This window comes from Halomonas sp. SCS19 (assembly GCF_040147015.1).
Lineage (GTDB): Bacteria > Pseudomonadota > Gammaproteobacteria > Pseudomonadales > Halomonadaceae > Halomonas > Halomonas litopenaei.
In genome coordinates this window covers 1,519,074-1,543,940 of the sequence record NZ_JAMSHN010000001.1, presented here as the reverse complement: position 1 = coordinate 1,543,940, position 24,867 = coordinate 1,519,074, and the positions used below count along the sequence as shown (strand labels likewise).

Annotated in this window: 18 protein-coding genes; 9 read left to right on the top strand and 9 right to left on the bottom strand. The window is 65.8% G+C overall.

All coding sequences use genetic code 11. The features are described from left to right. Positions 1-59: 59 nt before the first annotated feature. From NFH97_RS06565 to NFH97_RS06555, 3 genes are read right to left on the bottom strand one after another with little or no spacing between them, the layout of a single operon-like run. On the bottom strand, positions 60-773 hold the full coding sequence (locus NFH97_RS06565; RefSeq protein ID WP_197037042.1) for a sulfite exporter TauE/SafE family protein: 714 nt from the start codon (positions 771-773) through the stop codon (positions 60-62). Continuing rightward, the gene (locus NFH97_RS06560; RefSeq protein ID WP_108131131.1) at positions 767-2,221 is read right to left on the bottom strand and encodes an amidohydrolase family protein; all 1,455 of its coding nucleotides are present in this window, start codon (positions 2,219-2,221) and stop codon (positions 767-769) included. The genes NFH97_RS06565 and NFH97_RS06560 overlap by 7 nt, the downstream gene beginning before the upstream one ends. Then, a complete protein-coding gene (locus NFH97_RS06555; RefSeq protein WP_108131132.1) occupies positions 2,218-3,585 on the bottom strand; it encodes a uracil-xanthine permease family protein in 1,368 nt (455 codons plus the stop codon). Before NFH97_RS06555 ends, NFH97_RS06560 begins: the two co-directional genes overlap by 4 nt. A 202-nt stretch (positions 3,586-3,787) precedes the next feature. Here NFH97_RS06555 and NFH97_RS06550 point away from each other — a divergent pair, with 202 nt between their 5' ends. Further along, positions 3,788-4,696: a LysR family transcriptional regulator gene (locus NFH97_RS06550; RefSeq protein ID WP_261395131.1), complete on the top strand. Its 909-nt coding sequence runs from the start codon at positions 3,788-3,790 to the stop codon at positions 4,694-4,696. A 122-nt stretch (positions 4,697-4,818) separates the two neighbouring features. Further along, a complete protein-coding gene (locus NFH97_RS06545) occupies positions 4,819-5,328 on the top strand; it encodes a hypothetical protein (RefSeq protein WP_146164618.1) in 510 nt (169 codons plus the stop codon). 146 nt (positions 5,329-5,474) lie between these two features. Here NFH97_RS06545 and NFH97_RS06540 read toward each other — a convergent pair whose 3' ends face one another. Then, positions 5,475-6,494, bottom strand: coding sequence for a Fe(3+) ABC transporter substrate-binding protein (locus tag NFH97_RS06540; protein WP_222515752.1), 1,020 nt, complete (start codon positions 6,492-6,494; stop codon positions 5,475-5,477). A 382-nt stretch (positions 6,495-6,876) separates the two neighbouring features. Between NFH97_RS06540 and NFH97_RS06535 the strand changes: the two genes are divergently transcribed. Continuing rightward, a complete protein-coding gene (locus NFH97_RS06535) occupies positions 6,877-8,022 on the top strand; it encodes an ABC transporter ATP-binding protein (protein ID WP_222515751.1) in 1,146 nt (381 codons plus the stop codon). A 79-nt stretch (positions 8,023-8,101) separates the two neighbouring features. On the opposite strand, the gene NFH97_RS06530 is transcribed toward NFH97_RS06535, so the two are convergent. Then, the gene (locus NFH97_RS06530; RefSeq protein WP_231498506.1) at positions 8,102-9,757 is read right to left on the bottom strand and encodes an ABC transporter permease; all 1,656 of its coding nucleotides are present in this window, start codon (positions 9,755-9,757) and stop codon (positions 8,102-8,104) included. 217 nt (positions 9,758-9,974) lie between these two features. Here NFH97_RS06530 and NFH97_RS06525 point away from each other — a divergent pair, with 217 nt between their 5' ends. The 3 genes from NFH97_RS06525 to NFH97_RS06515 are packed head-to-tail and all read left to right on the top strand — an operon-like array spanning position 9,975 to position 14,790. After that, a complete protein-coding gene (locus NFH97_RS06525; RefSeq protein ID WP_108448433.1) occupies positions 9,975-10,568 on the top strand; it encodes a TetR/AcrR family transcriptional regulator in 594 nt (197 codons plus the stop codon). Between the two features lie 16 nt (positions 10,569-10,584). After that, on the top strand, positions 10,585-11,742 hold the full coding sequence (locus NFH97_RS06520) for an efflux RND transporter periplasmic adaptor subunit (RefSeq protein WP_108131137.1): 1,158 nt from the start codon (positions 10,585-10,587) through the stop codon (positions 11,740-11,742). 3 nt (positions 11,743-11,745) lie between these two features. Then, positions 11,746-14,790 carry an efflux RND transporter permease subunit gene (locus tag NFH97_RS06515; RefSeq protein WP_349624574.1) on the top strand — a complete coding sequence of 1,015 codons (3,045 nt, stop codon included), beginning with the start codon at positions 11,746-11,748 and terminating at the stop codon, positions 14,788-14,790. Positions 14,791-14,873: 83 nt separating this feature from the next. On the opposite strand, the gene NFH97_RS06510 is transcribed toward NFH97_RS06515, so the two are convergent. From NFH97_RS06510 to dctP, 4 genes are all read right to left on the bottom strand, one after another. Further along, on the bottom strand, positions 14,874-15,833 hold the full coding sequence (locus NFH97_RS06510) for an alpha/beta hydrolase family protein (RefSeq protein WP_349624573.1): 960 nt from the start codon (positions 15,831-15,833) through the stop codon (positions 14,874-14,876). A gap of 196 nt (positions 15,834-16,029) precedes the next feature. Further along, complete coding sequence (locus tag NFH97_RS06505; RefSeq protein WP_045991386.1) at positions 16,030-17,358, bottom strand: TRAP transporter large permease; 1,329 nt, start codon at positions 17,356-17,358, stop codon at positions 16,030-16,032. Then, positions 17,355-17,867, bottom strand: a complete 513-nt coding sequence (locus NFH97_RS06500) for a TRAP transporter small permease subunit (protein ID WP_045991387.1) — start codon at positions 17,865-17,867, stop codon at positions 17,355-17,357. Before NFH97_RS06500 ends, NFH97_RS06505 begins: the two co-directional genes overlap by 4 nt. 86 nt (positions 17,868-17,953) lie before the next feature. After that, positions 17,954-19,060: a TRAP transporter substrate-binding protein DctP gene (dctP, locus tag NFH97_RS06495; protein ID WP_045991388.1), complete on the bottom strand. Its 1,107-nt coding sequence runs from the start codon at positions 19,058-19,060 to the stop codon at positions 17,954-17,956. A 374-nt stretch (positions 19,061-19,434) separates the two neighbouring features. Between dctP and NFH97_RS06490 the strand changes: the two genes are divergently transcribed. The 3 genes from NFH97_RS06490 to NFH97_RS06480 are packed head-to-tail and all read left to right on the top strand — an operon-like array spanning position 19,435 to position 24,808. Beyond that, positions 19,435-21,852, top strand: coding sequence for a GNAT family N-acetyltransferase (locus NFH97_RS06490; protein WP_349624572.1), 2,418 nt, complete (start codon positions 19,435-19,437; stop codon positions 21,850-21,852). Positions 21,853-21,886: 34 nt separating this feature from the next. Beyond that, positions 21,887-23,353 carry an aminoacyl-histidine dipeptidase gene (locus NFH97_RS06485; protein WP_108131142.1) on the top strand — a complete coding sequence of 489 codons (1,467 nt, stop codon included), beginning with the start codon at positions 21,887-21,889 and terminating at the stop codon, positions 23,351-23,353. A 12-nt stretch (positions 23,354-23,365) separates the two neighbouring features. Continuing rightward, on the top strand, positions 23,366-24,808 hold the full coding sequence (locus tag NFH97_RS06480; protein WP_349624571.1) for a DNA recombination protein RmuC: 1,443 nt from the start codon (positions 23,366-23,368) through the stop codon (positions 24,806-24,808). Positions 24,809-24,867: the final 59 nt, after the last annotated feature.

Genomic DNA, 24,867 nt, shown 5'->3' with positions numbered 1-24,867 from the left:
CGAGAAGTGGCCCTGTCAGCTTAGCCTTCCTGATCGCTCGCGCAAAAGACAGACGCTGGCTATCGCGGCACCATCAGGAACAGCCCGGAGAGCAGCGCAAACAACAGGACGCCCTGACGCAGGCGCTTCGCATCCAGACGCTGGTGCATGATTCGGCTCAAGACGGTTCCGATCAGCAGAGGGGGAAGAAGAGCGAGCGCCCACCACAGCTGTGTCTGTTGCACGGCACCTGCCATGGCGAGAATCAACAGTGACAGTACCTCGCCGACCACGAAGCAGCAGGCAATGGTGGAGCGTAGCTCGGGACCCGGTCGATGCTGGTAGAGCAGGGCCAGGGGAGGGCCACCGACCCCGGTGGCGGTTTCGGTGACGCCGGTGATGGCACCCACCGTGAGGCAGGCGCCGGTGCCCGGTCGAAACACCGGAGCAAAGAGGGCGACCAGCACCGCGAGCACGGTGGACGCTCCGATCAACTGGTTGAGCCCCTGAGTGCTCAGCACCATCAACACCGCGAGCCCGGCCAGGGTGCCTGGCAATCGTCCAGCGCTGATCCAGGCGCTGCCGCGCCAATCGATGGCCTCGCGCTCGCGCAGCGCCACCAGCAGATTCAGCGGAAGCATCAGGACCAGCAATGCCACCGGCAGCAGAGTCGGTGCCAGAATTCCCAGCACCGGGGCCACAATCAGCGCGAAACCGATACCGATGGCTCCCTGGACGAAGGACGCCAGCAGGGTGGCTACGGCGGCGATCGCATAGGTAGTGGTCGTCAGCATCGGGGCTCCCCATTGCCTCGCTGCCTTGAGGGCGTCGCTTCACCAGCTTTTCCATGGCGCTCGCGATGCACCTCGGAGGTCGGATGGACCCGCTGGATCGGTGCCTTGTTGATGGCGGCGGGAGCCACCTCGCGGACTTCAGCAAGCAGTGCCCGTGCGTCCCAGTCCACTGGCCAGCCTTGCCACAGTCTCAGTCGGCCAGCGGTGAACACGGCTTCGATCTGATCCCGATTGCCGTAGCGCACAAGTTCCCAGGGCCGGTCCCAGGAAGGCGTCATCTCAGGCACCTCGAGGTCCACCAGCAGGAAGTCGGCGGCTTTGTCCACAGTGATGTCGCCGGTGATGCTGCCAAGCCCGCAGCACTCGGCGCTGCCCTGGGTAGCGTGCTCCAGCCAGCGCCAGCCACCGCCACAGGAGCTGTCGCCGGTAGCCAGACCGAAGGCCATTCGCTGGCTGGTCTCGGCCGCATCCATCAGGCGAAAGCCATCACTGCGGGTACCGTCTGTACCGAGCCCGAAACGGATGCCAAGCGCCGCCATCTGCAGGGCGGGCGCCACCGCGTTGCCTTTCCAGCTGCTGGCGACCGGATTGAAGGCCACCGCGGTATCGGTATCTCGCAGCAGATTGAGTTCGTCTGGCGTGACCAGGGTGGCGTGGGCGATCAGAGTCTGTGGGCCGAGTGCGCCCACCGCGTGCAGATGCTCCAGCGGCCGCTGTGAGCGCGTTACCAGAGAACGTTCGACCGCCTGGAGGTGCTCATTGACGTGGCTCTGGAAGATCGCTCCCTTGTCGCGGCATAGCGTGGCGACGTCATTGAGCATATCGTCGCTGGCCGCTTCGGGAATGGAAATTGCCAGGGATGGATGGATCAACGCGTGGTCGCGGTAGTCAGCCAGGTGGGCCACTGCACGGTCGAGAATGGCGTTGCGTTGCTGGGGCGAAGCGCTACCGCCCCGATCATTGCAGATCATGCCGAGCACGCAGCGAAGCCCGCTCTCTTCGGCCGCCTTGGCGAGTGCGCCGATTTCCCCCGCACTGCGGGTGCCCGCGTCCACCGCAGTGGTAAAGCCTCCGCGCAAGGCCTCGAGCGCCGCCAGTTTGGACGACAAGTGAAGCAGTCGCTCGTCCAGGCTGGATTCCAGAGGCACCCAGATGCGTCGAAAGATTTCGGAGGGTTCTCCGAACACCAGCGACTTGCCCAGTGACTGGGTCAGATGATGGTGGCTGTCGACGAACCCCGGCATCATCAGGTGTCCCGGCAGGTCGATCGGGGGCAGCGTCGGATGACGGGCGACCAGGGCTTCCTTGGGTCCGATATCGATGAAGCGCCCGGCGCTCGTCACGACTCCCATGTCACGCTGAATGCTTCCATTCGCAAGCAGTTCGCCAGGGCACAGCAGCAGCTCGCTGGCCGAGAGTCGCTGGCGCAGTTGCTGATCGAGCGTCATGAATCTGTCTCCGGAGCTTCGGTGTGGGTGGGCTGGGTCTCTCGGGCGCTGTTGCCGCTGCCCAGGTGGTAGAAGGCCAGGTTGACGATCACCGCGGTGAGGGTGCCCATGGCCAGTCCATTACCCAGGATGATCTGCAGGTGGGTCGGGAAGGCAGAGTAGAAGCCCGGTACAACGATCGGCAGCAGACCCATGGCCAGCGCCGAGGCCAGCGTGAAGAGGTTGCCGTGCTCATTGAAGTCGACGCGGCGCAGGATATTGATGCCCATGACCCCGATGATGGCGAAGACGATGACGGCGGTGCCGGCTACCACCGGTGTCGGCAGGGTGGCGGCCAGTCGGCCCAGAGGTGCCAGCATGGCCAGCAGGATCAGCAGACAGCCGGCGGCGATGGTGACATAGCGCGAGCGCACGCCAGTGGCCCGGATGATGCCGATATTCTCGCCGCTGGTGATGATCAGCGAGGTGCCGAGGCAGCCGCCGAACAGCGAGCCCAGGGCGTCGGCGCGAATGTTTCTGGGAACCAGGGCCTTGGCGTCGCCTCGCTTGCCGACGATCTCGGCGGTGGCCATGGTCTGGCCGGTGGCCTCGGTCATCGACACTACGCTGAAGATGATCAGCGGCAGCGACGCCAGCAGGTCGAACTTGGGCATGCCGAAAGGAAAGAGCTGGGGCAGGGCGATCAAGGGGCCATCGAGGATGCCCGCCACGCTGAGGTGACCGAAGGCTGCCGCGATCAGCGCACCCATGACAAGCCCGATCATCACCGAGATGCGACGCAGGGCGCCGGTAAACACTCTGGCACTCACGACGATGCAGGCGATGGTGGCCAGCGCCAGCAGAATGGTCGAAGGGGCAGCGAAGTCGGGGCTGTCAGGGCGCCCGGCGATGAGGCCACCGAAGATCTTGACCAGGTTGATGGCCACCAGCAGCAGCATGGTGCCGATCACGATGGGCGGAAAGAAGCGGAGAACTCGGGTGAAGAAGGGCAGTGCCAGGAAGTAGAACAAGGCGGTCAGAATCACCGCACCGGTGGCGGTCTGGATATCGGTGGCCTGGGCGATCGCCAGAAAGATGACGATGGGGGCACCGCCAGGGACCTGCACGAACGGGAGTCTCGCGCCGAAGCCCAGAACCCCGATGGATTGCAGCAGGGTGCCGAGGCCACAGGCGAGGAAGGTGGCGCTCATCAGCGGTACCGTGACGTCAGGCCCGAAGCCCAGCGCCTGGCCGACCAGGAAGACCGCCGTGATCGGTGCGGCTGCCATCACCAGTACGTGCTGCAAGCCGTAGAGGATGGCGGCCTTCAGTGGCAGCCGTTCATCCACCGGATCGACGGAATCGGTGTGAAGAGGAGAAGACATGGGTGGCCTCATTGTTGTTGTCGTTCAAGAGTGTGCGTCCAGGTGTATGCCGAACCGCGTTTCTTCAGCGGGTTTCAGGTGAAAGCTAGCGCTGAGTCAGTGTGCGCGTCTATCATCGTTTTTCGTGAGATGTGTTGCCGAAATGGCAACGATTAGTGAGCCAGCCATGGTCTGACGAATCAGGAGACACCGCGTGCCCTTGATGACCACCGCGCTACGCTATTTCGATGAGGTTGCCCGACAAGGGTCGATCCGCAGGGCCGCAGACCAGCTCCATGTGGCAGCATCGGCGGTCAATCGCCAGATCCTCAAGCTGGAGGACGAGCTTGGCGTACCGCTGTTTGAGCGGCTTCCCCGCGGCCTGCGTCTGTCCTCGGCGGGCGAGCTGCTGGTCTATCAGGTGCGACAGTGGCAGCGGGACGAACGTCAGCTGCTGGGGGTGCTGGACGATATCCGTGGCACCGGTACCAGCGAGGTGCGGGTCGCGTCGGTGGAGTCAGTGACCGACCGCCTGCTGCCGGTGACCATTCGGCGCTTCATGGAGCGCTATCCTCGTGTGCGTTTCGACCTGTCCACCGATCTTACCGACCCCATCATCGACGCTATCCTGTCGGGAGAGGCTGACATCGGACTTTGCATCAATCCGCCGTCCAATCCCCGTCTGCGTACCCTGCGACGGCTCGAATTGCGTTTCGGGGCGGTCATGGCGCCGTGGCACGCTCTGGCCAGGGCGTGCGAGCTGCGCCTCAAGGATTTCGAGAACGTCCCGGTGATCTTGCCGGACCAGGCAATGTTTCGTGGCTCTACTCTGGAACGCGCGCTGTCCACTCAGGACGTGCGGCTCTCCGCCGTTGCCGCGTGTGGCCGCATCCTGAGCATGAAGTCGCTCGCCAGAGAGGGCGTGGGGGTGGCGTTTCTCAATCCGCTGGATGTGACACGTGAACTGGCCGAGGGGGAGCTTGTCTTTGTGCCTTTGCGGGATCGCGGTATCGCTGCGGCACAGTTGGAAATGTGTGTGGCCAAGGATCGTCCGCTGCCTCTGGCCATCGCCGTATTCGCCGAAATGCTGGATGAGGCGCTGAAGGAACTGGATGTCGCCACCACCGTCTAGTCACTCGCGTCACGCGAAGTAGGTCTTCAGACTGCCGAGATGGCACTGCGGGTGCTATGGTGTCGGTCATGGATTGCTTATCTGGTCGTGGTTGCCACGGCCTCACTGCCGGAGACAAGGATATGACACGGGGAAAGATGGGATGGGCCGCTGTGGCCATGCTGACACTGGCTGGCTGTGCGTCGACCTCACAACCGCAGACGGCGGCCGAGATGTTCGACTGCGACGCCCTCAATCAGGCCGTGGCCAGTGCCGACAATGATTTCACCGACATCAAGGGACGCTTCGACGACACTCGGCTGACCCGCAGCTGGGAAACCGATGTCCAGGCCTTCCACGACTCCTGTCTGATCACCTCGGCGCAGCGCCCGGATCACTACTCCTGTTTCGGACGGATGGACAGTGACGACCCGCGTGGTGCCCTGGTGGCCGGTGGTGAGGCCCTTGGCCAGTGCCTGGGCAGTGACTGGACCTCCACCCGCGAGACGTCCGATCGTCTGGTCTTCTCCCGGGCCGGCAGCGACACCACCGTGACGCTGGAAACCTTCCTCAACGACCGCGGCCGCCGTATGGGCAGCCTGGATGTGTGGCAGCATCCGGATGATCTGCGTCTGGAGTCCACCGACGGCTGACTGCCGCTGTTGGGCCCATGACGGGTCCATTGGCTGCACTAACGACAGGGCCCGTGCCGATCGGCACGGGCCCTGTCGTTGTGGCCTTGGCGTTTGTGCTTCTTGCGCAGGCCCTCGTCAGCGGCGAGGGCCTGGCGTGGACGGGCTTAACGCCAGCCGACGCGATCGAAGATCTTGACCGCTTCCGGGTTGTTCTCGCCCAGCACGCTGACGTTGACTTCGTCCTTCTTGAACTCGCCCCAGGAGCCGAGTACCTCGTCCACGGCGACACCCTCGACCACCGGGAATTCGTGGTTGCCCACGGCGAACAGTTCCTGAGCTTCGTCGGAGGCCAGGAACTCGAGGAAGGCGACGGCGTTGTCGTGGTTAGGTGCACCCTTGACCAGGCCGGCACCACCGACGTTGACGTGGGCACCACGGTCCTCCTGGTTGGGGAACAGGATCTGCACGCTCTCGGCGGCCTCGCGCTCGTCGGCGTCGTCGGAGGTCAGCAGACGCACGTAGTAGTAGTGGTTGGCCACCGCCACGTCGCACTCGCCGCTGGCCACGCCCTTGATCTGGTCGCGGTCGCCACCCTCGGGGTCGCGAGCCATGTTGTCGACCACGCCCTGGGCCCACTCTTCGGCACCTTCTTCACCGTGGTGCTCGACCATCGAGGCCAGCAGTGACTGGTTGTAGATGTTGTTGGAGGAACGGATGCAGATCTTGCCCTTGAGGCTGGGGTCCGCCAGCTTCTCGTAGCTGTCGACCTGCTCGGGCTCGATGGTCTCGGGGTTGTAGAAGATCGCCCGCACGCGCTGGCTGAAGCCGAACCAGTCGCCTTCGGGGTGGCGCATGCTCTCGGGCAGGCGCTCGTTGAGCACCTCGGAGTCCACCTGCGCGAAGATGCCTTCCTCCTCGGCGCGCCACAGGCGGCCGGCGTCCACGGTCATCATGATGTCGGCGGGGCTGGCCTCGCCCTCGCGCTTGATGCGCTGGATGAGCTGGTCGGAATCGCCCTGCAGCACGTTGACCTCGATGCCGGTCTGTTCGGTGAAGGCGTCGTACATGGCCTGGTCGGAGTCGTAGTGACGTGCCGAGTACACATTGACGCTGCCGTCGGCGTAGGCGAGACCGGAAGCGCCGGCCAGGGCGATGGCGATGGCAAGACGAGAGACGTTGGACATCGGAGACCTCGAGTGGCGGATGGAATGATAATACGTGTCATTCGGTGTCCGTATTGAACGACCTCCCGGGCACGGCGTCAATCACTGTGCCTCCTTGGGCTGATGTAGGGTGCTTCTCTCGGCATAGTGGAGGGGGCACGATCGATGTACTGATGGGGGCTGCGTCGGGGGCGGATACCTCCGACCATCGGGCGCTCCAGCCTGGCGCTGCGCCCCCTGGCACCCGCTGCTTCGGGAGCCGGCAGAACTGCGAGGCTGACCTGTTGGAGCGGGAGATATCGCACAGGCAAAGGAGAAGGCGTGTCGAAAGGATTCGCGTTACCATGGCCAATCCATCGGCTTTCGCCGTCGTCCATCCGACCTTCGACACGCGATCCCCTCCATGACCTCACACCTTGCCAGCTCCGCCACCGTTTCCGAGCAGACCTTCGAGGAAGGCGTTGTCGCCGATCCTCTGCTGGCTGTGCGCAATATCCAGCATCGATACGACAGCAAGCTTGCCGTCAGCGACGCCTCCTTCGACATCGCGCCGGGCGAGGTGGTGTGCCTGCTCGGGCCGTCGGGCTGTGGCAAGACGACGCTGCTGCGCATCGTCGCCGGACTCGAGGCGTTGCAGCAGGGGGAGCTCAAGTTCGACGGCCAGACCCTGGCCGCACCGGGGCGTCCTCACGTGCCGCCGGAGAAGCGCAGCGTGGGGCTGGCCTTCCAGGAATCGGCACTGTTTCCCCACTTGAGCGTGCTCGACAACGTGACCTTCGGGCTCAAGGGGATGCCGGCGCGGGCGCGCCGTGAACGTGCCCTGGAGCTGCTGGCACAGCTGGGCATGGACGGCTACTCCGAGGCCTTCCCGCACACCCTGTCCGGTGGCCAGCAGCAGCGGGTGGCCCTGGCCAGGGCTCTGGCGCCCTCGCCGCAATTGATGCTGCTGGACGAGCCTTTCTCGAGCCTCGACGCGCGTCTCAGGGACCGTATCCGCGATGACACCCTGCACGTGCTCAAGCAGGTGGGCGCCGGCACCCTGCTGGTGACCCATGACCCCGAAGAGGCGATGTTCATGGCCGATCGCATCGTGCTGATGCGCGATGGTCGGGTGGTGCAGGTAGGCACGCCGGAAGAGCTCTACTGCGCGCCGGCCGACCCCTTCGTGGTGACCTTCTTCGGGGACGTCAATCGCCTGGAAGGCGTCGCCGAGCGCGGCTATGTGCATACCGCGGTGGGGCCCGTCGCCACCGACCTGCCTGACGGCGCCCGCGCCCAGGTGCTGATGCGCCCGGAGGCGCTCAGGGTGGTGGAGATCGAGAGCGCCGGCCAGCACGCCCACCACAGCCACGTGCTGATGGCACGACTGCTGGGGCGTTGCAGTCTGCTGCACCTCTGCGTGCACGGTATCGATGGCCAGGAGGCCCACATGCACGCCCGGGTACCCGGGGTCTTTCTGCCGAGGGAAGGCCAGGCCGTGCAGGTCAGTCTCGACCCGGCCCAGGTATTCGTGTTCCCCGCCGAGGCGTCCGGCGTCGAGGCCGTCTAGGGCCCCTGGCCCTGGCGCACCAGGGGGGGGGCACTATTCGTATCGGGTCGTATCCAGTCGTATCCAGCAGGGGCCAGCGTCAGTCGCTGGCCTGGCCCGGGCGCGAGCGGCGCATCGCCAGGCTCAGCAGCACCACCGGAATGATCCCCACGGCAACGATGGCCAGGGACGCTGTCGAGGCCTCGGCCAGGCGTTCGTCAGCGGCCAGGTTGTGGGCTCGTACCGCCAGGGTGTCGAAGTTGAACGGGCGCAGGATGATGGTGGCCGGCAGCTCCTTCATCACGTCGACGAAGACCAGGATCCCGGCGGCCAGCAGGCTGCCGCGCATGATCGGCGTATGCACCTTGCGCAGGGTGCCGGTGGCGGTCTCGCCGAGGGTGCGGGCGGCCGCGTCCATCGACGGGGTGACCTTGCCCAGGCTCGCTTCCACGGCGTTGAACGACACCGCGAGAAAACGCACCACATAGGCATAGATCAGGATAAAGGCGGTACCGCTGAGGATCAGGCCGATCACCTCCCCGGTGGCGGCCTTGTACAGCTGGTTGAGCTGGACGTCGACCCAGGCGAAGGGGATCAGGATGCCTACCGCCACCACCGACCCCGGTATCGCGTAGCCCAGCGAGGCCACCCGCGTGGCCGTGCGGGTCAGCGGGCCCTGTTCGAGTCGGGCGCCATAGCTCAGCACCACCGCCAGCCCCACCGCGATCAGGGCGGCGACGGCTGCCAGCAGCAGGCTGTTGCCGGCGTACTCGAAAAAGGCGCTGCCCAGCACGCTGTCTCCGGCCTTCAGCGCCATGTACCCCAGCAGCAGGCAGGGCAACAGGAAGCCCACCGTCACCGGCAGCGCGCAGGCCAGGGTGGCCGCCCAGGCGCGTGCACCGCTTAGACGGTACTCCGGTAGTTGCTGGTAGCGGTGAGAGGTGTGGTGGAAGCGGCGCTTGCCCCGGGACCAGCGCTCCAGCAGCACGAACAGGATCACGAAGGCCAGCAGGCACGCCGCCAGCTGGGCGGCGGCGACCTGCTCGCCAAGTCCGAACCAGGTGCGATAGATGCCGGTGGTGAAGGTATCCACGCCGAAGTACTGCACCGCGCCGAACTCGTTGAGGGTTTCCATCAAGGCCAGCGACACGCCCCCCACCAGCGCCGGTCGCGCCAGCGGTACCGCCACCTGGGTAAACATCTGCCAGGGGCCGCGGCCCAGGGTGCGTCCCACGTCGAGCATGCACACCGACTGCTCGAGGAAGGCCGCCCTGGCCAGCATGTACACGTAGGGGTAGAGCACCAGGGTGATCAGGGTGGCGGCACCCGGTAACGAGCGGATGTCGGGAAACCAGTAGTCCCCGCGGGACCAGCCGAAGGCTTCGCGCAGGGCCTCCTGCACCGGCCCTGCGTACTGCAGAAAGTCGGTGTAGGCGTAGGCGATGACGTAGGTGGGTACCGCCAACGGCAGCAGCATGGCCCATTCGAACAGGCGCTTGCCGGGAAAACGGCACATCACTACCAGCCAGGCGCAGCCGGTACCGATGGCCAGGGTGCCAAGGCCGACGCTGAGTACCAGGAACAGGGTGTTGAGCAGATAACGCGTCAGCACAGTGTCGGCCAGGTGACGCCAGATATCGCCGGCGGGCACCAGAATATGGGCCAGGATCACCAGCACCGGCAGTGCCACCACCGCGGCGACCGCCAGCGTCAACCAGCCCCAGCGCGAAAGCCGCCGGGAACGAACCTTGGCCACGGAATGAGTACTGCTGGACACGGACGGACTCCTGCTGCGGGCACCGCTGACGGACGGGAGGCCAGATCATACCAGTCCGTGCCGGCGGCTGCAGTTGGCCATCAAGGGGAGGCATGGAGACGCGCACCAAACGGAAGTGAGACCTTGGCTCGGCGGGCTTTGAAAGTGAATAACTATTCATTTATTTTAAGAGGCATCTCAAAAGAGGGTAAATGTCATGCGCCCACGCGACGACACCAAGCGGGTGGCACTGCTCGAGGCGACCCTGGTCGAGGTCACCGAGCACGGCTTCGGCGTGGCCTCGGTGGCCCGTATCGCGCGTCGCGCCAGGGTGTCGCCCGCCACCCTCTATATCCACTTTGCCGACAAGGACGCCCTGCTGGAGGCGACCTTTGTGCACGTCTGTGACCAGCTGATCGATACCGCCCTGGAGGCCTTCGATGCGGCACTCGAGCTGCGCCAGGCGCTGCGCGAGATGTGGCATGCGCTGTTTCATCTGGCCCTCGACCAGCCGCGCCTGTTTCGCTTCCACGACGCCTTCAGCCATTCGGTATGGATGAATGATCGGGTCCGCGAGCGCAACGATCTGCGCCTGGCGCCCTTGCTCGATGCCATCGCCCAGGGGCATCGGGATGGCGTGCTCAAGCCGGTTGGGCTTGCGCTGCTGGAAAGCTTCATGTTCCGCCCGATCTACCACCTGGTGCAGAGCCAGGGGAGCCACCCGTTCGAGCCCACCCACACCAATATCGACCAGGCCTTTGCGATGGCCTGGGACGCCATTGCCGTTCGCCACGACAACTCGCGTCCCTGACGCCTCAGGAGCCCCCATGACCTTCTCTACGTTTCCTCCGACGTCGCGCCTTGAGCGCCTGCTGGCCAGGTTCAGTCTGCTTGCCGTCGTGGCGCTTGTCGCCGGCTGTGAATCCGACCAGCCGCCCTTGTCCCAGCAGCAGGTACACCCGGTGAAGCTGGTGTCGCTGGACGCCGGGCGCCAGGGCATGTTGATGCGTTATCCCGGCCAGGTGCAGGCCTCGGAGCGTTCGGAGCTGTCGTTCCGGGTCGGTGGGGAACTGCGCGAGCTGGCCGTGCAGCCGGGGGATGAGGTGGAAGCGGGGGACCTTATCGCCCGCCTCGATGATCGTGATGCCAAGAGCCAGCTGGCCAACGCCCGTTCGAGCTACAACCTGGCCGAGGCGACCTACGAGCGTATGCGTATCTCGCTGGAGCGTGGTGCCATCAGTCGGTCCCGCTTCGACGAGGCGCGTGCCGAGTTTCTGTCGGCCCAGGCCCAGCTCAAGCAGGCCCAGGACCAGCTCAGCTACACCGAGCTCAGCGCGCCCTTCAGCGGCGTGATTGCGTCGGTCCCGGTGGACAACTATCAGGTGGTCGGTGCCCAGCAGACCATCGCCGAGCTGCAGCAGCCGGGATCCATCGACGTGACCTTCCAGCTGCCGGAGCAGCAGGTCCGCCGGATCAATGACGAGCGCGCCCAGGCGGTGCAGGACGGCGAGGATGCGGTGGTCTGGGTGACCTTCGCCGAGAACCAGCAGCAGCGCTACCCGGCCCGCTACAAGGAGCACGACAGCAGCGTCAGCCAGGGGTCGCTGAGCTATGAGGTCACCCTGACCCTGCCTGAACCCGACGACATCACGGTGCTGTCGGGCATGAGCGCCACGGTGCTGCTGGACATGAGCGCCCTGACCGGTGATAGCCAGGATCCCTGGCGGGTGCCGGTGGCGGCGGTGGCCACGCGGGAATCGCAGCCTGACCAGGCGGTGGTGTGGCGCTTCGTGCCCGACGACGAGTCCCGCGCCGACGGCCCTGGACGTGTCGAGGCGGTGCCGGTCGTGCCGGGGCGTATCACCACTCAGGGGATGCTGATCGAGGGCGAGCTCGAGGCCGGCGACCGGCTGGTCGCCGCCGGTGCCGAACGCATGCAGGAAGGACGCAGGGTACGACCTTGGATCAAGGAAGAGGGGCTCTGATCGATGGTCGACTACTTTCTGCGCCAGAAGGTCATCAGCTGGATGATCACCCTGCTGCTGGCCGTTGGCGGGGTGGTGTCTTTCTTCGGGCTCGGGCAGCTGGAGTTTCCCGAGTTCACCATCCGCAACGCCATCATTTCGACCCAGTACCCCGGCGCCACGCCAGAACAGGTAGAAGAGGAGGTCACCCTGCGCCTGGAGAAGGCGATCCAGCAGATGCCCGACCTGAAGCGGGTCAGCTCGGTCAACGCCGACGGCCTGTCGCAGATCACCGTGGAGCTCGAGAACACGGTGCGCGAGCACGAACTTGCCCAGTACTGGGACCTGCTGCGGCGCAAGATCAGCGACGTCCAGGCCGAGCTGCCCCCTGGCGCCGGGACCTCCATCGTCAACGATGACTTCGGTGACGTCTTCGGCCTGCTGTTGACCCTGACCGGCGAGGACTACAGCCAGCAGGACCTGGAAGACCACGCCGACCTGCTGCAGCGGGAGCTGCGCCTGGTCGACGGGGTCAAGAAGGTCGCCATCGCCGGCACCGTGCAGGACCAGGTGGTGGTGTCGCTGGACCGTGACCGGATGCGCGCGCTGGGGATCTCGCCACAGCAGTTGAGTGACCTGCTCAACGCCCAGAACGTGGTGGGCGACGCGGGCCATATCAAGCTCGATGGCCTGTCGCTGTCGGTGCAGCCCACCGGCGAGTTCGACAGCGTCGAGTCGCTCGAGCGGCTGGTGGTGGGCCGTCCCGGTGACGGCCTGATCCGCCTTGGCGATATCGCCGAGGTCACTCGCCAGACCACCGATACGCCCCAGTTGCTCTACCACGCAGGGGGGCAGTCCGCGCTGTCCATCGGCATCTCGTTTGGTTCCGGCGTCAACGTGGTGGAGGTCGGCGAACGGGTCGAGAAGCGGCTTTCCGAGCTCGAACAGCGCATGCCGATGGGCATGGAACTGGCCACCGTCTACCACCAGCCCGAGGTGGTGGAGGACGCGGTCAACGGCTTTCTGATCAACCTGGCCGAGGCGGTCGGCATCGTCATACTGGTGCTGTTGCTGTTCATGGGGGTGCGTAGCGGGCTGCTGATGGGCCTGATCCTGCTGCTGACCATCCTCGGCACCTTCATCATGATGTCGATCCACGGCATCCAGCTGCAGAAGATCTCGCTGGGCGCCTTGATCATTGCCCTCGGCATGCTGGTGGACAACGCCATCGTGGTCACCGAGGGCATGATGATCGGCCTTGCCCGGGGCAAGACCAAGCGCCAGGCGGCGCTGGAGGTGGTCGGTCAGAATCGCCTGCCGCTGCTGGGTGCCACGGTCATCGCGATCACCGCCTTTGCTCCCATCGGGCTGTCGCCGGACGCTACCGGCGAGTTCGTCGGGTCACTGTTCTGGGTATTGTGCTATTCGCTGTTCCTGAGCTGGATCACCGCCCTGACCCTGACCCCCTTCTTCTTCGATCTGTTCTTCAAGGAACGCATCGAAGCGGGCGAGGAGGGGGATAGCGATCCCTATCGTGGCCTGCTGTTCCGGGTGTTTCGCCGCCTGTTGGTGGTGGGGATTCGGTTCCGCTACCTGACATTGGTGCTGGCGGTGGCGCTGCTGGCCGGTGCCTTGTCGCTGTCGGGGCAGGTCAAGAACGCCTTCTTTCCCGACGCCACCACACCGCTGTTCTTTGCCGATGTGTGGTTGCCGGAGGGCACCGACGTGCTGGAGACCGAGCGCACCATCGCGCGCCTCGAGACGCAGGTGCTGGAGATGCTGGACGTGACCCGGGTGACCAGCGTGATCGGTGGCGGCGCACAGCGCTTCACCCTGACCTATGCCCCCGAGGACCGCTATGCGAGTTTTGGTCAGCTGATCGTCGAGACCGAGGACCGCGCGTCCCGGGAAGCCCGCATGAAAGAGGTGATCGAGACCCTGCGCGAGGACTTCCCCCGGGTCCAGTACAAGGTCCAGGCGTTGCAGGTCGGCCCCTCGGCCAAGGCCAGCATCGAGGCGCGCATCTACGGTGACGATCCCGAGACCCTGCACCGCCTGGGCGCCGAGGTGCGTGGCATCTTCCAGGATGAGCCGATGACCGACAGCATCCGGCTGTCCTGGAGCAATCGCGAGAGCGTCATCGTGCCCGAGTTCCTCGAGCAACAGGCACGTCGCGTCGGAGTCACCCGGGACGCCTTGCACCAGGCGCTCAGGCTCAACAATGACGGCGAGCAGGTCGGCGTCTACCGCGAAGGCAGCGAGCTGATTCCGATCGTGATGCGCTCCCGGGAGGACCAGCGCCACGACATCGACAACCTCAGCGCGGTCAACGTCTGGAGTGAAGAGCAGGGACGTTATCTCAGCGCCGGCAACGTGCTCGGCGAGCTGCACACCGAGCTGCGTGATCCGCTGATCAAGCGTCGTGACCGGCATCGCATGCTGGCGGTGTACGCCGAGCCGATGCCGCTGTCCGGTGAGACCGCTGCCAGCGTGCTGGCGCGGCTGCGTCCCCTGGTCGAGGCCATCGAGCTGCCGCCGGGCTATGCCATCGAATGGGGCGGTGAGTACGAAACTGCCAGCGACGCTCAGAAGGCGCTGCTGTCATCGCTGCCCATGGGCCTGCTCGGCATGTTCATCATCACCGTGCTGCTGTTTGGCCGGCTGCGCCAGGCGCTGGCGATCTGGTCGATCGTGCCGCTGATGCTGATCGGTATCATCGGTGGCCTGGCGTTGCTCGGGGCGCCCTTCACCTTCATGGCGCTGCTCGGCACCTTGAGCCTGATCGGCATGGTGCTGAAGAACGCCATCGTGCTGATGGAAGAGATCAACGTGCAGCGTGGCCAGCAGGACAATGCCCACGACGCCGTGATCCAGGCCGCGGTCAGTCGTGTGCGGCCGGTGACCATGGCCGCCGTGACCACCATGCTGGGGATGCTGCCGCTGTTCACCGATGCCTTCTTCGCCTCCATGGCGGTGGTCATCGTGTTCGGTCTGGGCGTCGCCACCCTGTTGACCCTGGTGATCCTGCCGGTGGCGTATTGCACCTTGATGCGAATTCGCGCTGGCTGATCCTGCCGCCGCTGCCTAGCCACCCGCACCATGGTGCGAGTGCGCGCCGGCTGATTCTGGCGCGACATTCCAACCGCCGCTGCCTAGCCGCCTGCTCCCTGAACGCTGGCCCCATGGGGGCCAGCCTCGTCGGCGATGGGGGACCAGGGGGCGGCTGACACGCCATCTGGCTGCGTCGACGGGGCCCGCTCCACCAGCCAGGAAGAAACCAGCGGCCACAGGGTGTCACGGTGGCGGCGGCGAAATCCTTCCAGGTGCCCCAGCACACCACTGCCCATTACCCTGGGAGACAGCTGCAGGCGCTTGATCGAAGCCCCGGTGAAGTAGCCTGCCAGCAGGTCGATGCTGTCGCTGCTGGCGTAGGGGTCGTCGTCGAGCCCCACCACCAGCAGAGGTAACGCCACGCGGGCGAATCGCACTTCGGCGTTGAGTTCCGGGTCGTCGAAGAAGTAGCGCGGCAGGCTGGTCCAGCGGCTGCACTGGCGGGCCACGCCCTCCGGCACGTCCTCGCTGATACCGAGCCGTCGGCAGGGCACATAGCCATTGAGGCGGGACAGCAAGGGAAATATCAGCTTGAGCAGCATCCAGGCGCGCAGCCGCAGCCAGGGAGATGAGATGAAGCGCAGACAGCTGGCATTGCAGGCGATCAGCACCGCGCCGCTCAAGTGTCGACTGGCGTCGCCCAGGCTGATGGCATGGCCACCGAAGCTGTGACCGATGGCAAGCAGCGGCAAGTCCGGCCAGTGCTGGCGAGCCCACTGGGTCACGCTGTCGGCGTCTAGCTCGGCCCAGTCCTGCATGCGCACCCCCAGTTTCTCGAGATGCTCCGGTCGCGACCGCCCGATGCCGCGATAGTCGTAGCTCAGCACGTGGAAGCCTTGCTCGGCCAGGAATAGTGCGAAGGCCTGATAGAGGCGTTGTGGCACCGCCGAAGCGGAGTGAATGATCACCACCCCACGTAGCGGCTGTGTGGCCTCGAAGTGGCTGGCGCCGAGCGGATAGGCATCGGAGGCGGAGAGGGTGAAGCGGGTCACGTTGGCCATGATGCTGCCCTTGCACAGAGTGTCTAAGAACTCTTAATACGATGCAGGAACGGCGTCGAGGCTTTACCCAATCAGGAGCGCGAGGGGGTGAAAAGTCGAAGAATATGCCGGAAACGCACTGTCAAAATCGTCGTTCTAAACGAGTAGCCCCCGCGAAGCGGGGGCTGTGTGGTTGTGCTGGAGGTTACCCTGAGGGTCAGTAGCCCAGCAGCATCGAGGGCAGGCCTGTGACCAGGGCGGGGAAGTAGGACATCAGCACGCAGGCAATCAATATCAGCGCGCAGAACGGGATCACCGCCTTGTACAGGTCGAGGGTCTCGACCTCCGGTGGCGCCACGCCCTTCAGGTAGAACAGCGCATAGCCGAAGGGCGGGGTCAGGAAGGAGGTCTGCAATACCACCGCCACCATCACCACGAACCACAGCATGTCGACGCCCATGGTCTCGATGATCGGCAGCATGATCGGGAAGCTCAGCAGCACGATGCCGGTCCAGTCGAGGAACATGCCCAGCACGAATACCAGCAGGAACATCAGGATCAGTGCGCCGGTGGTGCCACCGGGCATCGCCAGCACCAGTTCGCTGATCACGTCCATGCCGCCGCCGATGGAGAACACCCCGGTGAAGGCGGTCGCCCCCACCAGCACGAACATCACCATGGTGGTGGTCTTGCCGGCCTCGATGAAGGTGTTGTAGCAGGTCGACAGCTTGCGATCACCGAAGATCAGGAACAGCAGGAAGGCCAGGGTCACGCCGATGGCCGAGGCCTCGGTGGCGGTGGCGATACCGGTGAACAGGGCGCCCAGCACCCCGAGGATCAGGCTCATCGGCGGCAGTACGTACTTGCACAAGCGGATCACCAGCTCCCCGGTGCTGGTCTCGGCACGCTCCTCGGCACCTACAGGAGGGCCGAAGTCGGGCTTGATCAGGCAGATCACCAGCACGTAGAGCGCGTACATCGAGCCCAGCAGCAGACCCGGCACCAGGGCACCGGCGAACAGCGCGCCCACCGACACCGGCGAGTAGCTGGCCATCAGGATCAGCATGATGCTTGGCGGAATCAGGATGCCGAGACAGCCGCTGGCCATGATGACGCCGGCGGACAGGCCCTTGTTGTAGCCGTACTTGAGCATCGGTGCCAGGGCGATCAGGCCCATCACCGCGATGGAGGCGCCGACGATGCCGGTGGTGGCCGCCAGCAGCACCGAGACGATGACCACGGTCAGCGCCAGGCCGCCGCGCACGCGTCCGAGCAACAGGCGCATGCTCTCGAACATCTTCTCGGTGACGCCCGAGTCGTTGAGAAAGCGCGCCATCAGAATAAACAGCGGGATCGCCACCAGGACATAATTGTCCATGGCGCGCCCATAGATGTTGTTGATGATGATGCCGAGCACCTGGGGACCGGGGCCGAACCAGGCGCCGAGTACCGCGACACCGCCCAGCACGAAGGCCAACGGGTGGCCCATGAACAGCCCCAGCATCAGGCCTGCAAACATGAAGATGGTCAGAAGTTCAGCGCTCATTTGGCTTCCTCCACGCCCTGGCCTGTCAGCTCATTGATGGCGCGAATGACGATGGCGATGGCCTGCAGAAGGATCAGCACGCTGGCGATGACCAGCACGGCCTTTACTGGGTAGACCGGGATCGAGACGATGCCGTAGGTGGACTCGGCGCGGCTCCAGGAGCGCTCGAAGAAGCGCCAGCTATAGGTGATGAACATGATGATGAAGGGGGTGAAGAACAGCAGGTAGCCGAGCAGGTCGATCAGTGCGCGACCGCGCCGGGACAGCAGCTGCTTGACGATGTCCACCTCCACATGGGCGTGGTGGCGCAGCCCGTAGGCGGCCATCAGCATGAAATGGGTACCGAACAGCATGGTGGTGACGTCGAAGGCCCAGTCGCTGGGGCGTCCGATAAAGAAGCGCATCGCGATGTCGTAGACCACCACGAGGGTGATGATCGCGATCAGCGGAGCGATCAAACGGCCGAACCACTCGTTCAAGCAGTCGATGGCCTTGGCAATGGCGTTCATGGTGGGGTTCTCGTCGAAGTCCAACGATGACCGGCGGCCTCGCGCTGAGAGCCGCCGGCCGGTAGTGACAGAAACGTGCCTGGTTGTTACTCGAGGCAGGCTTCGATCTCGTCAAGCGACGGCAGGTTGTCGGTGACGCGGCTCATGTTGTAGGGCACCGAGACGTCACGCCACTGGGCGTAGTCCTGCATGTAGCTGATCATCGACTGGTAGACCTTGCCGAGCATCGGGTCCTCGCAGGAACCCTGCACGATCACCTGGTTGGTGACCTCCTGGATCTGGGCCAGGTCTTCCTCGGACAGCTGGTTGATGGTGGTGCCGTCCTCGAGGAACTTGGCGGTACCCTCGGTGGACTGCTTCTCGGACCAGGCCAGCGACCAGGCCATGGTGGCCTCGGAGGCGATCTTCAGCTTCTCCTGGGTCTCCTCGGACAGAGCGTCCCAGGCGTCCTTGTTGATCATCACGCCGAACACGCTGGCAGACTGGTGCCAGCCCGGCGTCATCCAGTAGTCGGCAACCTCGGAGAAGCCGGCCTTGTAGTCGACACCGGGGGTCGAGAACTCGGCGCCGTCGACCACACCACGCTCGATGGCCTGGTAGATCTCGCCGCCGGCCAGGGTGACCTGGGAACCTCCAAGCTGCTCGAGCACCCGGCCCTGGTCACGCCCGGACAGACGCAGACGCTTGCCTTCGATGTCGGCGAGAGAAGCGATCGGAGTGCCGCCGCGGAAGCCGGACTCGTTGTTGGTGATACCGTAGGGCAGGTAGACCAGGTTGTACTGGCCGTAGATCTCCTGGTAGAGCTCGAAGCCGCCCCACTGGGTGATCCAGTTGAGGTAGTCCATGCCGTTGAACAGGCTGGGGGTGGCTGCCAGCGGCGAGAACGCCGGGCTGCGGCCGGCCCAGTAGCCCGGCCAGTCGCCGGCGGCCTGGATGCTGCCGGTCTCGGTGGCGTCGAAGACCTCGGTGCCGGGCATCAGGGTGCCGCCAGCGTAGAACTCGATCTGGATCTCGTCCCCGGCCAGCTGGTTGACCAGCTCGGCCCAGTGCTTGTCGATCTGGATCAGGTCGAGGTTTTCCGGCCAGGTGGTGGTCATGGTCCACTTTTCCTGGGCCATGGCGCCACTCGACAGGGCGGCCAGGGCGATGCCGGCAGCCATGCTGGTCAGGGTAAACTTGGTCATTTGCTTCATGCAGGTGCTCCCCGTGGGTTGTTGTGTTCTGTGCAAAGGAGGCGATCGCTGCCTCACCGAAATTGCGTCCGGCACCCTGGGCCATTGTCTTGGGTTCGGTGCCTGGGGGTAGTGGCGTTCCAGCGTGGGGTTGGCCCACGATGGCGCCTCGGCTTCATCAAGCTAGCACGGTCTTCAAGAGATGATCGATGCGACCCATGTCGATGAAACGGCACACTTTTTTGGCGGCTGCACAGTCGATGGTGTGAGAAAAAGTTTCGACAATTCAGCAAAATGAATAAGTTAGAGCGACATCTATGCTGCGCTGCCGTAGTCGGCTCGATCGTTTAATCGGCGCAGCCTTTAGACCAAAGTTGATTTATCAGGGAGCCTTAATGTCCCACTTTTTGACCCGACAGGACCTCGCGCGGCTCGCTGCCTTTCGACAGCAACTGCGAGGGCGGCGCTTTCGCGGCTTGCTGTGGGTGAGCGAGGCTCCTGACCGGGCGCGGGGCGTTGCCCGCGAGTGCCTGGCCCAAGGCGGATGGTCGGCGCCGCTGTGGGTCGGGGAAACGTCGATCGACGAGACTGCTGACAGGGCCCCTGACAGAGCAGCCAACCCCCCGCCGTCGCTTGAGCGCCTTCCCGCCGCCAAGGCGCGTACCCGGCTCGGCGGCGAGCACGACCTGGTGGTGTTCGACGCCGCCTCGCCAGGCACTGGCCTCGATCCTGACGCCCTGGGGGCGGTGGCCGGCACCCTGGTGGCGGGAGGCCTGCTGGTGCTGTTGACCCCCGACGACGGTGGCCGCCGACCCGACGACGACTACCGCCGCCTGGCGGCTCACCCTTGGCGGCCGGACCAGCTCACGAGCCGTTATCTAGAGCGCTGCCATCGGCTGCTGGCGGGTTTTCCCGGGATGCTGCGCTGGCGGCAGGGGGAGGGCCTGACGGCAACGCCCGATGATGGCCAGGAAAGCCCTTTTGCCGATGGCTCATGTTCAGACAACCCTTGTCCAGACAGCCCGTGTCTAGACAGCCCCGACCCGGATTGCCTGAGCCCCGACCAGGCCGAGGTGGTACGTCGGCTGACGCGGCTCAGGCGTCGCCGCCCGTTGGTGATCACAGCCGACCGTGGTCGCGGCAAGTCGGCGGCGCTGGGCATCGCCTGCGCCCGCTTGCTGGTCAAGGCCGAGCAGCAGCGCCAGGCGCCGCTGGATATCCTGGTGACCGCGCCACGGGCGTCCTCGGTGGCGCCGGTATTCGAGCGCCTGGCGGCGCTGCTGCCCGAGGGACAGGGCGACGAAAGGGGCTTCGAGGCGCCCGGGGGGCGGGTGCGTTTTATCGCCCCTGACGCTCTGACGGACGCCGTCGCCCGGGGGGAAGCCGGCGGCCCCGGCTCGCTGCTGCTGGTGGACGAGGCGGCGGCGATTCCGGCGGCGCTGCTGGGCGAGTGGCTGGCGGCATTTCCGCGGCTCGCCTTCGCCACCACGGTGCACGGCTACGAGGGCTCGGGGCGAGGCTTTGCGTTGCGCTTTCGTCGTCATCTGGAGGCGCAGACGCCCCAGTGGCAGGCCATCGCGCTCAGGACGCCGATACGCTGGGCCGATGGAGACCCCCTTGAGCGGGCCATCGACGCGCTGCTGTGTCTGGATGCAGAACTTCCCACAGTGCCGAAGGGGGCGAGGGTGAGTGCGCCTTGCCCTGGTCAAAAGTTGGCCGAGCTGCCCTGTACCACGCTCGATCGCGATGTCCTGGCCCGGGACGAAGCCGCCCTGAGAGCCATCTTCGGCCTGCTGGTCCAGGCTCACTACCGCACCACCCCGGCGGACCTGCGGGCGCTGCTTGACGCGCCGGCGACCCGCATCTCGATCCTTGGAACACCACGTGCGCCGCTGGCGGTGTGCGTGAGCGTCGATGAGGGCGGCTTCGATGCCGATCTGGCCGAGCGAGTGCTGCTGGGACAGCGACGCCCGCGTGGTCACCTGATGGCCCAGTCGCTGGCGGCCCACGCCGGTGAAGCCGCGGCGCTGAAGGCACCCAGCGCCCGAATCACTCGGATTGCCGTACACCCCGACTGGCGCCGCCTGGGGTGCGGGGCGAGGCTGATCCAGGAGGCGGCATGCCAGGCCGAACAGGCCGGCAAGGCACTGCTGGGGGCGAGCTTCGGCGCCGATCCGGAGCTGCTGGCTTTCTGGCAGGCGCAGGGCTTTCGTCCGGTGCGCCTGGGACTGACCCGGGAGGCCGCCACCGGCGAGCATGCGGCGATGGTGGCGCTGGCCCTGGGGGAGCACAACCGGGACCTGATCGAGCGGCTGTCGCGGCGCTTTGAGCGGCAGTTGCCGGGGCTGCTGGCCTTCGAACTGACACGCCTGTCGCCACCCTTGGTACTGGCGCTGCTGGCGAGCGTCGGCGATCGCTATGCATTCGACGCCGATGACCGCTTTTCTCTCGACGCCGAGGACCGCTTTTCTCTCGACGCCGAGGATCGTCGTGAGCTCCAGGACCTGGCCAGGGGCCAGCGCGAGCCGGCGCTGGCGCGTCCGGCCATCCAGGCCCTGGTTCGCCGGCTGGCGTCGCTGTCACTGTCGCCGCCCATGTCGTCGTCCATGTCCAAGGCGAGGTCCAAGGCTGACGATGACCACGACAGTCTGGCCTGGCTCGCAGCGTGGGCGTTTCAGGGGCGTTCGGAAAGTTCCCTGGCGCAGGGGCTATCGCTGCGCGGCAAGGCACAGGTCAAGCAATGGTTGCGGGACGCCGTGGGCCGAGCCCTGGCACTGCTGGAGACCCTTTCCAAGGCCCCGGGGCGAGGGTAGAGTGCCAACATTCGCAAAGGCAGACATAGACATCATGAACGAACATCTCGATAGCCTCGCTCCGACCGCCGTATGGCGTCACTTCCGTACCCTGTGCAACACGCCGCGCCCCTCGGGCCACGAGGCGGCTCTGGTCGAGATCCTTGAAGCCTGGGCAGACGAGCGCGGCATCGCCCACGACCGTGACGCCTACGGCAACCTGCGTCTGTCCAAGCCGGCGAGCCCCGGGCGCGAAGGGGCACCGGGGGTGATCCTCCAGGGCCATCTGGACATGGTGGCCCAGGCCAACGCCGACAAGCCCCACGACTTCACCCGGGATCCCATCGTCACGCGGGTCGAGGACGGCTGGCTCAAGGCCGACCAGACCACCCTGGGCGCCGACAATGGCCTGGGGGTGGCGGCGGCGCTGGCGATCCTCGGCGATGATGAACTCGTCCATGGTCCGCTGGAGGCGATCTTCACCCTGGAGGAAGAGACCTCCATGGGCGGTGCGCTGAATCTGGCCGAAGGCTGGCTGGAGGGCAGCCTGTTGCTCAACCTTGACTCCGAGGACCGTGGCCAGGTCTACATCGGTTGTGCCGGTGGCGCCGACGTGGTGGTCGAGGCCCAGTTGCCGGTGGAGTCGGTGGGCGAGGATGAAGAAGCGCTGACGCTGAGCCTCAAGGGACTGCGTGGTGGCCACTCCGGGATCGATATCGACAAGGGGCTGGGCAACGCCAATCGCCTGCTGGTGCGGGTGCTGCGCGCCCTCGACAGCTGCGAGGTGCGCCTGGTCGACTACCGTGGCGGCACCCTGAGAAACGCCATCCCCCGCGAGGCCGAGGCGGTGGTGATGGTGCCTCGGGACGAGATCGACGCGCTGCGCTCGCGCATCGAGCGCCTCGAGGCCGATATGCGCCGAGAGCTGTCCGGCGTCGACGAGGGCCTGCGGCTGACCCTGGAGCCCTGCGCCACGCCGCGCGAGGAAGCGCTGACCCGCCACGCCAGCCGCCTGCTGGTGGCGGCGCTGCATGCCGCGCCCTGCGGTGTCGAGCGCATGAGCGTCGAGGTGCCAGGCGTAGTCGAGACCTCCAACAACCTGGGCGTGGTCAGCCTCGAGAACGGCCGCTTTCACCTGTGCGCCCTGGTGCGTTCACTGCGCGACAGCGCCACCATGGATCTGGCCGAGCGCTTCACCGCGCTGTTCGAGCTGATCGGTGCCCGTACCCGGGTCGAGAACGGCTACCCCGGCTGGACGCCTCAGCCCGACAGCGACCTGCTCAAGCGCTTCTGTGAGCTGCATCGTCAGCGCCTGGCGGTGGACCCGGAGATCAAGGTCATTCACGCCGGGCTCGAGTGCGGGATTCTCGGCGGCAAGTACCCCGAGCTTCAGATGATTTCCTTCGGCCCCCTGATTCGCGGCGCCCACTCGCCGGACGAGCGCGTCGAGATCGCTTCGGTGGAGGAATTCTACGGCCTGCTCAAGGCGCTGATCGGCGACCTGGCCGAGGGCACCCGCTGATATGAGGCTGAGATGAGTCCGGCCCTCGAGTCACTGTTCGCCCAGCCCCTGGCGCCGGCTCTTGCCGGCGTCTCGCTGCTGGCGATTGCGTTGCTGGCGCTGGCCTGGCGAGGGTATCGACAGGGGCAGCGGCGTGAACAGGCCCTGGCAGCAGAGCTCGAGACGACCAAGGCTCAGCTCGAGCAGCGGCGCGAGGTCGCACGCCAGCTCGAGCAGGAGCTGGCCATCAGCGATGCCCAGCTCGACGCCAGCCGAGAGCAGCTCGAGACCCAGCGGGGCGAGCTCGGCGCCGCCCGTCAGCAGCTCGCCGATGTGCGTGAGCACAACGCCCGCCTGGAGACCGAGCGCGAGCAGATGGCGGCGCGTCATCGCGAGCAGATGGCGCTGGTGGAATCCTCCCGGGAGCAGCTCAAGCAGGAATTTCATCGGCTCGCAGGCCAGGTCTTCGACGAGCGCCAGCAGGCCTACCAGACCCAGAGCCGCGAGGGACTCGAGTCGCTGCTCAAGCCGTTTCGCGAGCAGGTGGACCAGTTCCGCCAGCGGGTCGAGGACCTGACCGGACAGCACAGCCGCGAGGCGGTATCGCTCAAGGCCCAGATCGAGCAGCTGGCGGGTCTCAACGCCCGCCTCGGCGAGGAGGCGGCGGGGCTTGCCCGGGCGCTCAAGGGTGACCAGAAGGCCCAGGGCGGCTGGGGCGAGTTGATGCTGGAGACCGTGCTGGAACGCAGCGGCCTGCGGCGCGACATCGAGTACCGCCGCGAGGTGTCGATGAACGGCGAGCAGGGACGCCAGCGTCCCGACGCCATCATCTACCTGCCCGAGGATCGCCACCTGATCGTCGACGCCAAGGTCTCCCTGACCGCCTGGACCCGGGTGGTCAACGCCGACGACGAGACCGAGCGCGAAAGCGCCATGAGCGCTCACCTGACCTCGCTGCGCAGCCATATCCGCGGGCTCGCCGCCAAGGACTACCCGGCCCTGCCGGGGCTGCATTCGCCGGATTTCGTGTTCCTGTTCGTGCCGGTGGAACCGGCCTTCGCCGCGGCCTTCGAGCGCGATCCCTCGCTGTTCCAGGAAGCCTTCGACCGCCAGGTGGTGGTGGTCACCCCGACCACCCTGCTGGCCAGTCTGCGTACCGTGGCGGGGCTCTGGAGCATGGAGCGCCAGAACGAGAACGCCCGGGTCATCGTGTCACGGGCAGAGCGCCTGCTGGCCAAGTTCTCGGGGTTCGTCGACAGCCTCGACGACGTCGGCAAGCACCTGGAGCGCGCCAGCGCCAGTCATCACCAGGCGATGAACCGGTTGTCCCAGGGCCAGGGTAGCCTGGTCGCTCAGGCGCTCGAGCTCGAACGCCTCGGCGCGCGGATGAAAAAGCCGCTGCCGGAGGAGCTCAAAAGGGCGGCTCAGTCGCCGGCGACGCTGGGCAACGATGGTCAGGCCGTCGACGACGACTGAAGTGACCGCCGTAAACGACGACGCCCCGCTCAAGCCGAGCGGGGCGTCTTCCTTTGCAC

What these genes read in the sequence shown, in the direction of transcription:
- NFH97_RS06555 (WP_108131132.1), bottom strand. Translation starts at nt 3,585, where the DNA reads ATGTCTTCTCCTCTTCACACCGATTCCGTCGATCCGGTGGATGAACGG.
- NFH97_RS06510 (WP_349624573.1), bottom strand. Translation starts at nt 15,833, where the DNA reads ATGGCCAACGTGACCCGCTTCACCCTCTCCGCCTCCGATGCCTATCCG.
- NFH97_RS06505 (WP_045991386.1), bottom strand. Translation starts at nt 17,358, where the DNA reads ATGAGCGCTGAACTTCTGACCATCTTCATGTTTGCAGGCCTGATGCTG.
- NFH97_RS06520 (WP_108131137.1), top strand. Translation starts at nt 10,585, where the DNA reads ATGACCTTCTCTACGTTTCCTCCGACGTCGCGCCTTGAGCGCCTGCTG.
- NFH97_RS06490 (WP_349624572.1), top strand. Translation starts at nt 19,435, where the DNA reads ATGTCCCACTTTTTGACCCGACAGGACCTCGCGCGGCTCGCTGCCTTT.
- NFH97_RS06540 (WP_222515752.1), bottom strand. Translation starts at nt 6,494, where the DNA reads ATGTCCAACGTCTCTCGTCTTGCCATCGCCATCGCCCTGGCCGGCGCT.
- dctP (WP_045991388.1), bottom strand. Translation starts at nt 19,060, where the DNA reads ATGAAGCAAATGACCAAGTTTACCCTGACCAGCATGGCTGCCGGCATC.
- NFH97_RS06550 (WP_261395131.1), top strand. Translation starts at nt 3,788, where the DNA reads ATGACCACCGCGCTACGCTATTTCGATGAGGTTGCCCGACAAGGGTCG.
- NFH97_RS06565 (WP_197037042.1), bottom strand. Translation starts at nt 773, where the DNA reads ATGCTGACGACCACTACCTATGCGATCGCCGCCGTAGCCACCCTGCTG.
- NFH97_RS06545 (WP_146164618.1), top strand. Translation starts at nt 4,819, where the DNA reads ATGACACGGGGAAAGATGGGATGGGCCGCTGTGGCCATGCTGACACTG.
- NFH97_RS06500 (WP_045991387.1), bottom strand. Translation starts at nt 17,867, where the DNA reads ATGAACGCCATTGCCAAGGCCATCGACTGCTTGAACGAGTGGTTCGGC.
- NFH97_RS06560 (WP_108131131.1), bottom strand. Translation starts at nt 2,221, where the DNA reads ATGACGCTCGATCAGCAACTGCGCCAGCGACTCTCGGCCAGCGAGCTG.
- NFH97_RS06480 (WP_349624571.1), top strand. Translation starts at nt 23,366, where the DNA reads ATGAGTCCGGCCCTCGAGTCACTGTTCGCCCAGCCCCTGGCGCCGGCT.
- NFH97_RS06485 (WP_108131142.1), top strand. Translation starts at nt 21,887, where the DNA reads ATGAACGAACATCTCGATAGCCTCGCTCCGACCGCCGTATGGCGTCAC.
- NFH97_RS06535 (WP_222515751.1), top strand. Translation starts at nt 6,877, where the DNA reads ATGACCTCACACCTTGCCAGCTCCGCCACCGTTTCCGAGCAGACCTTC.
- NFH97_RS06525 (WP_108448433.1), top strand. Translation starts at nt 9,975, where the DNA reads ATGCGCCCACGCGACGACACCAAGCGGGTGGCACTGCTCGAGGCGACC.
- NFH97_RS06515 (WP_349624574.1), top strand. Translation starts at nt 11,746, where the DNA reads ATGGTCGACTACTTTCTGCGCCAGAAGGTCATCAGCTGGATGATCACC.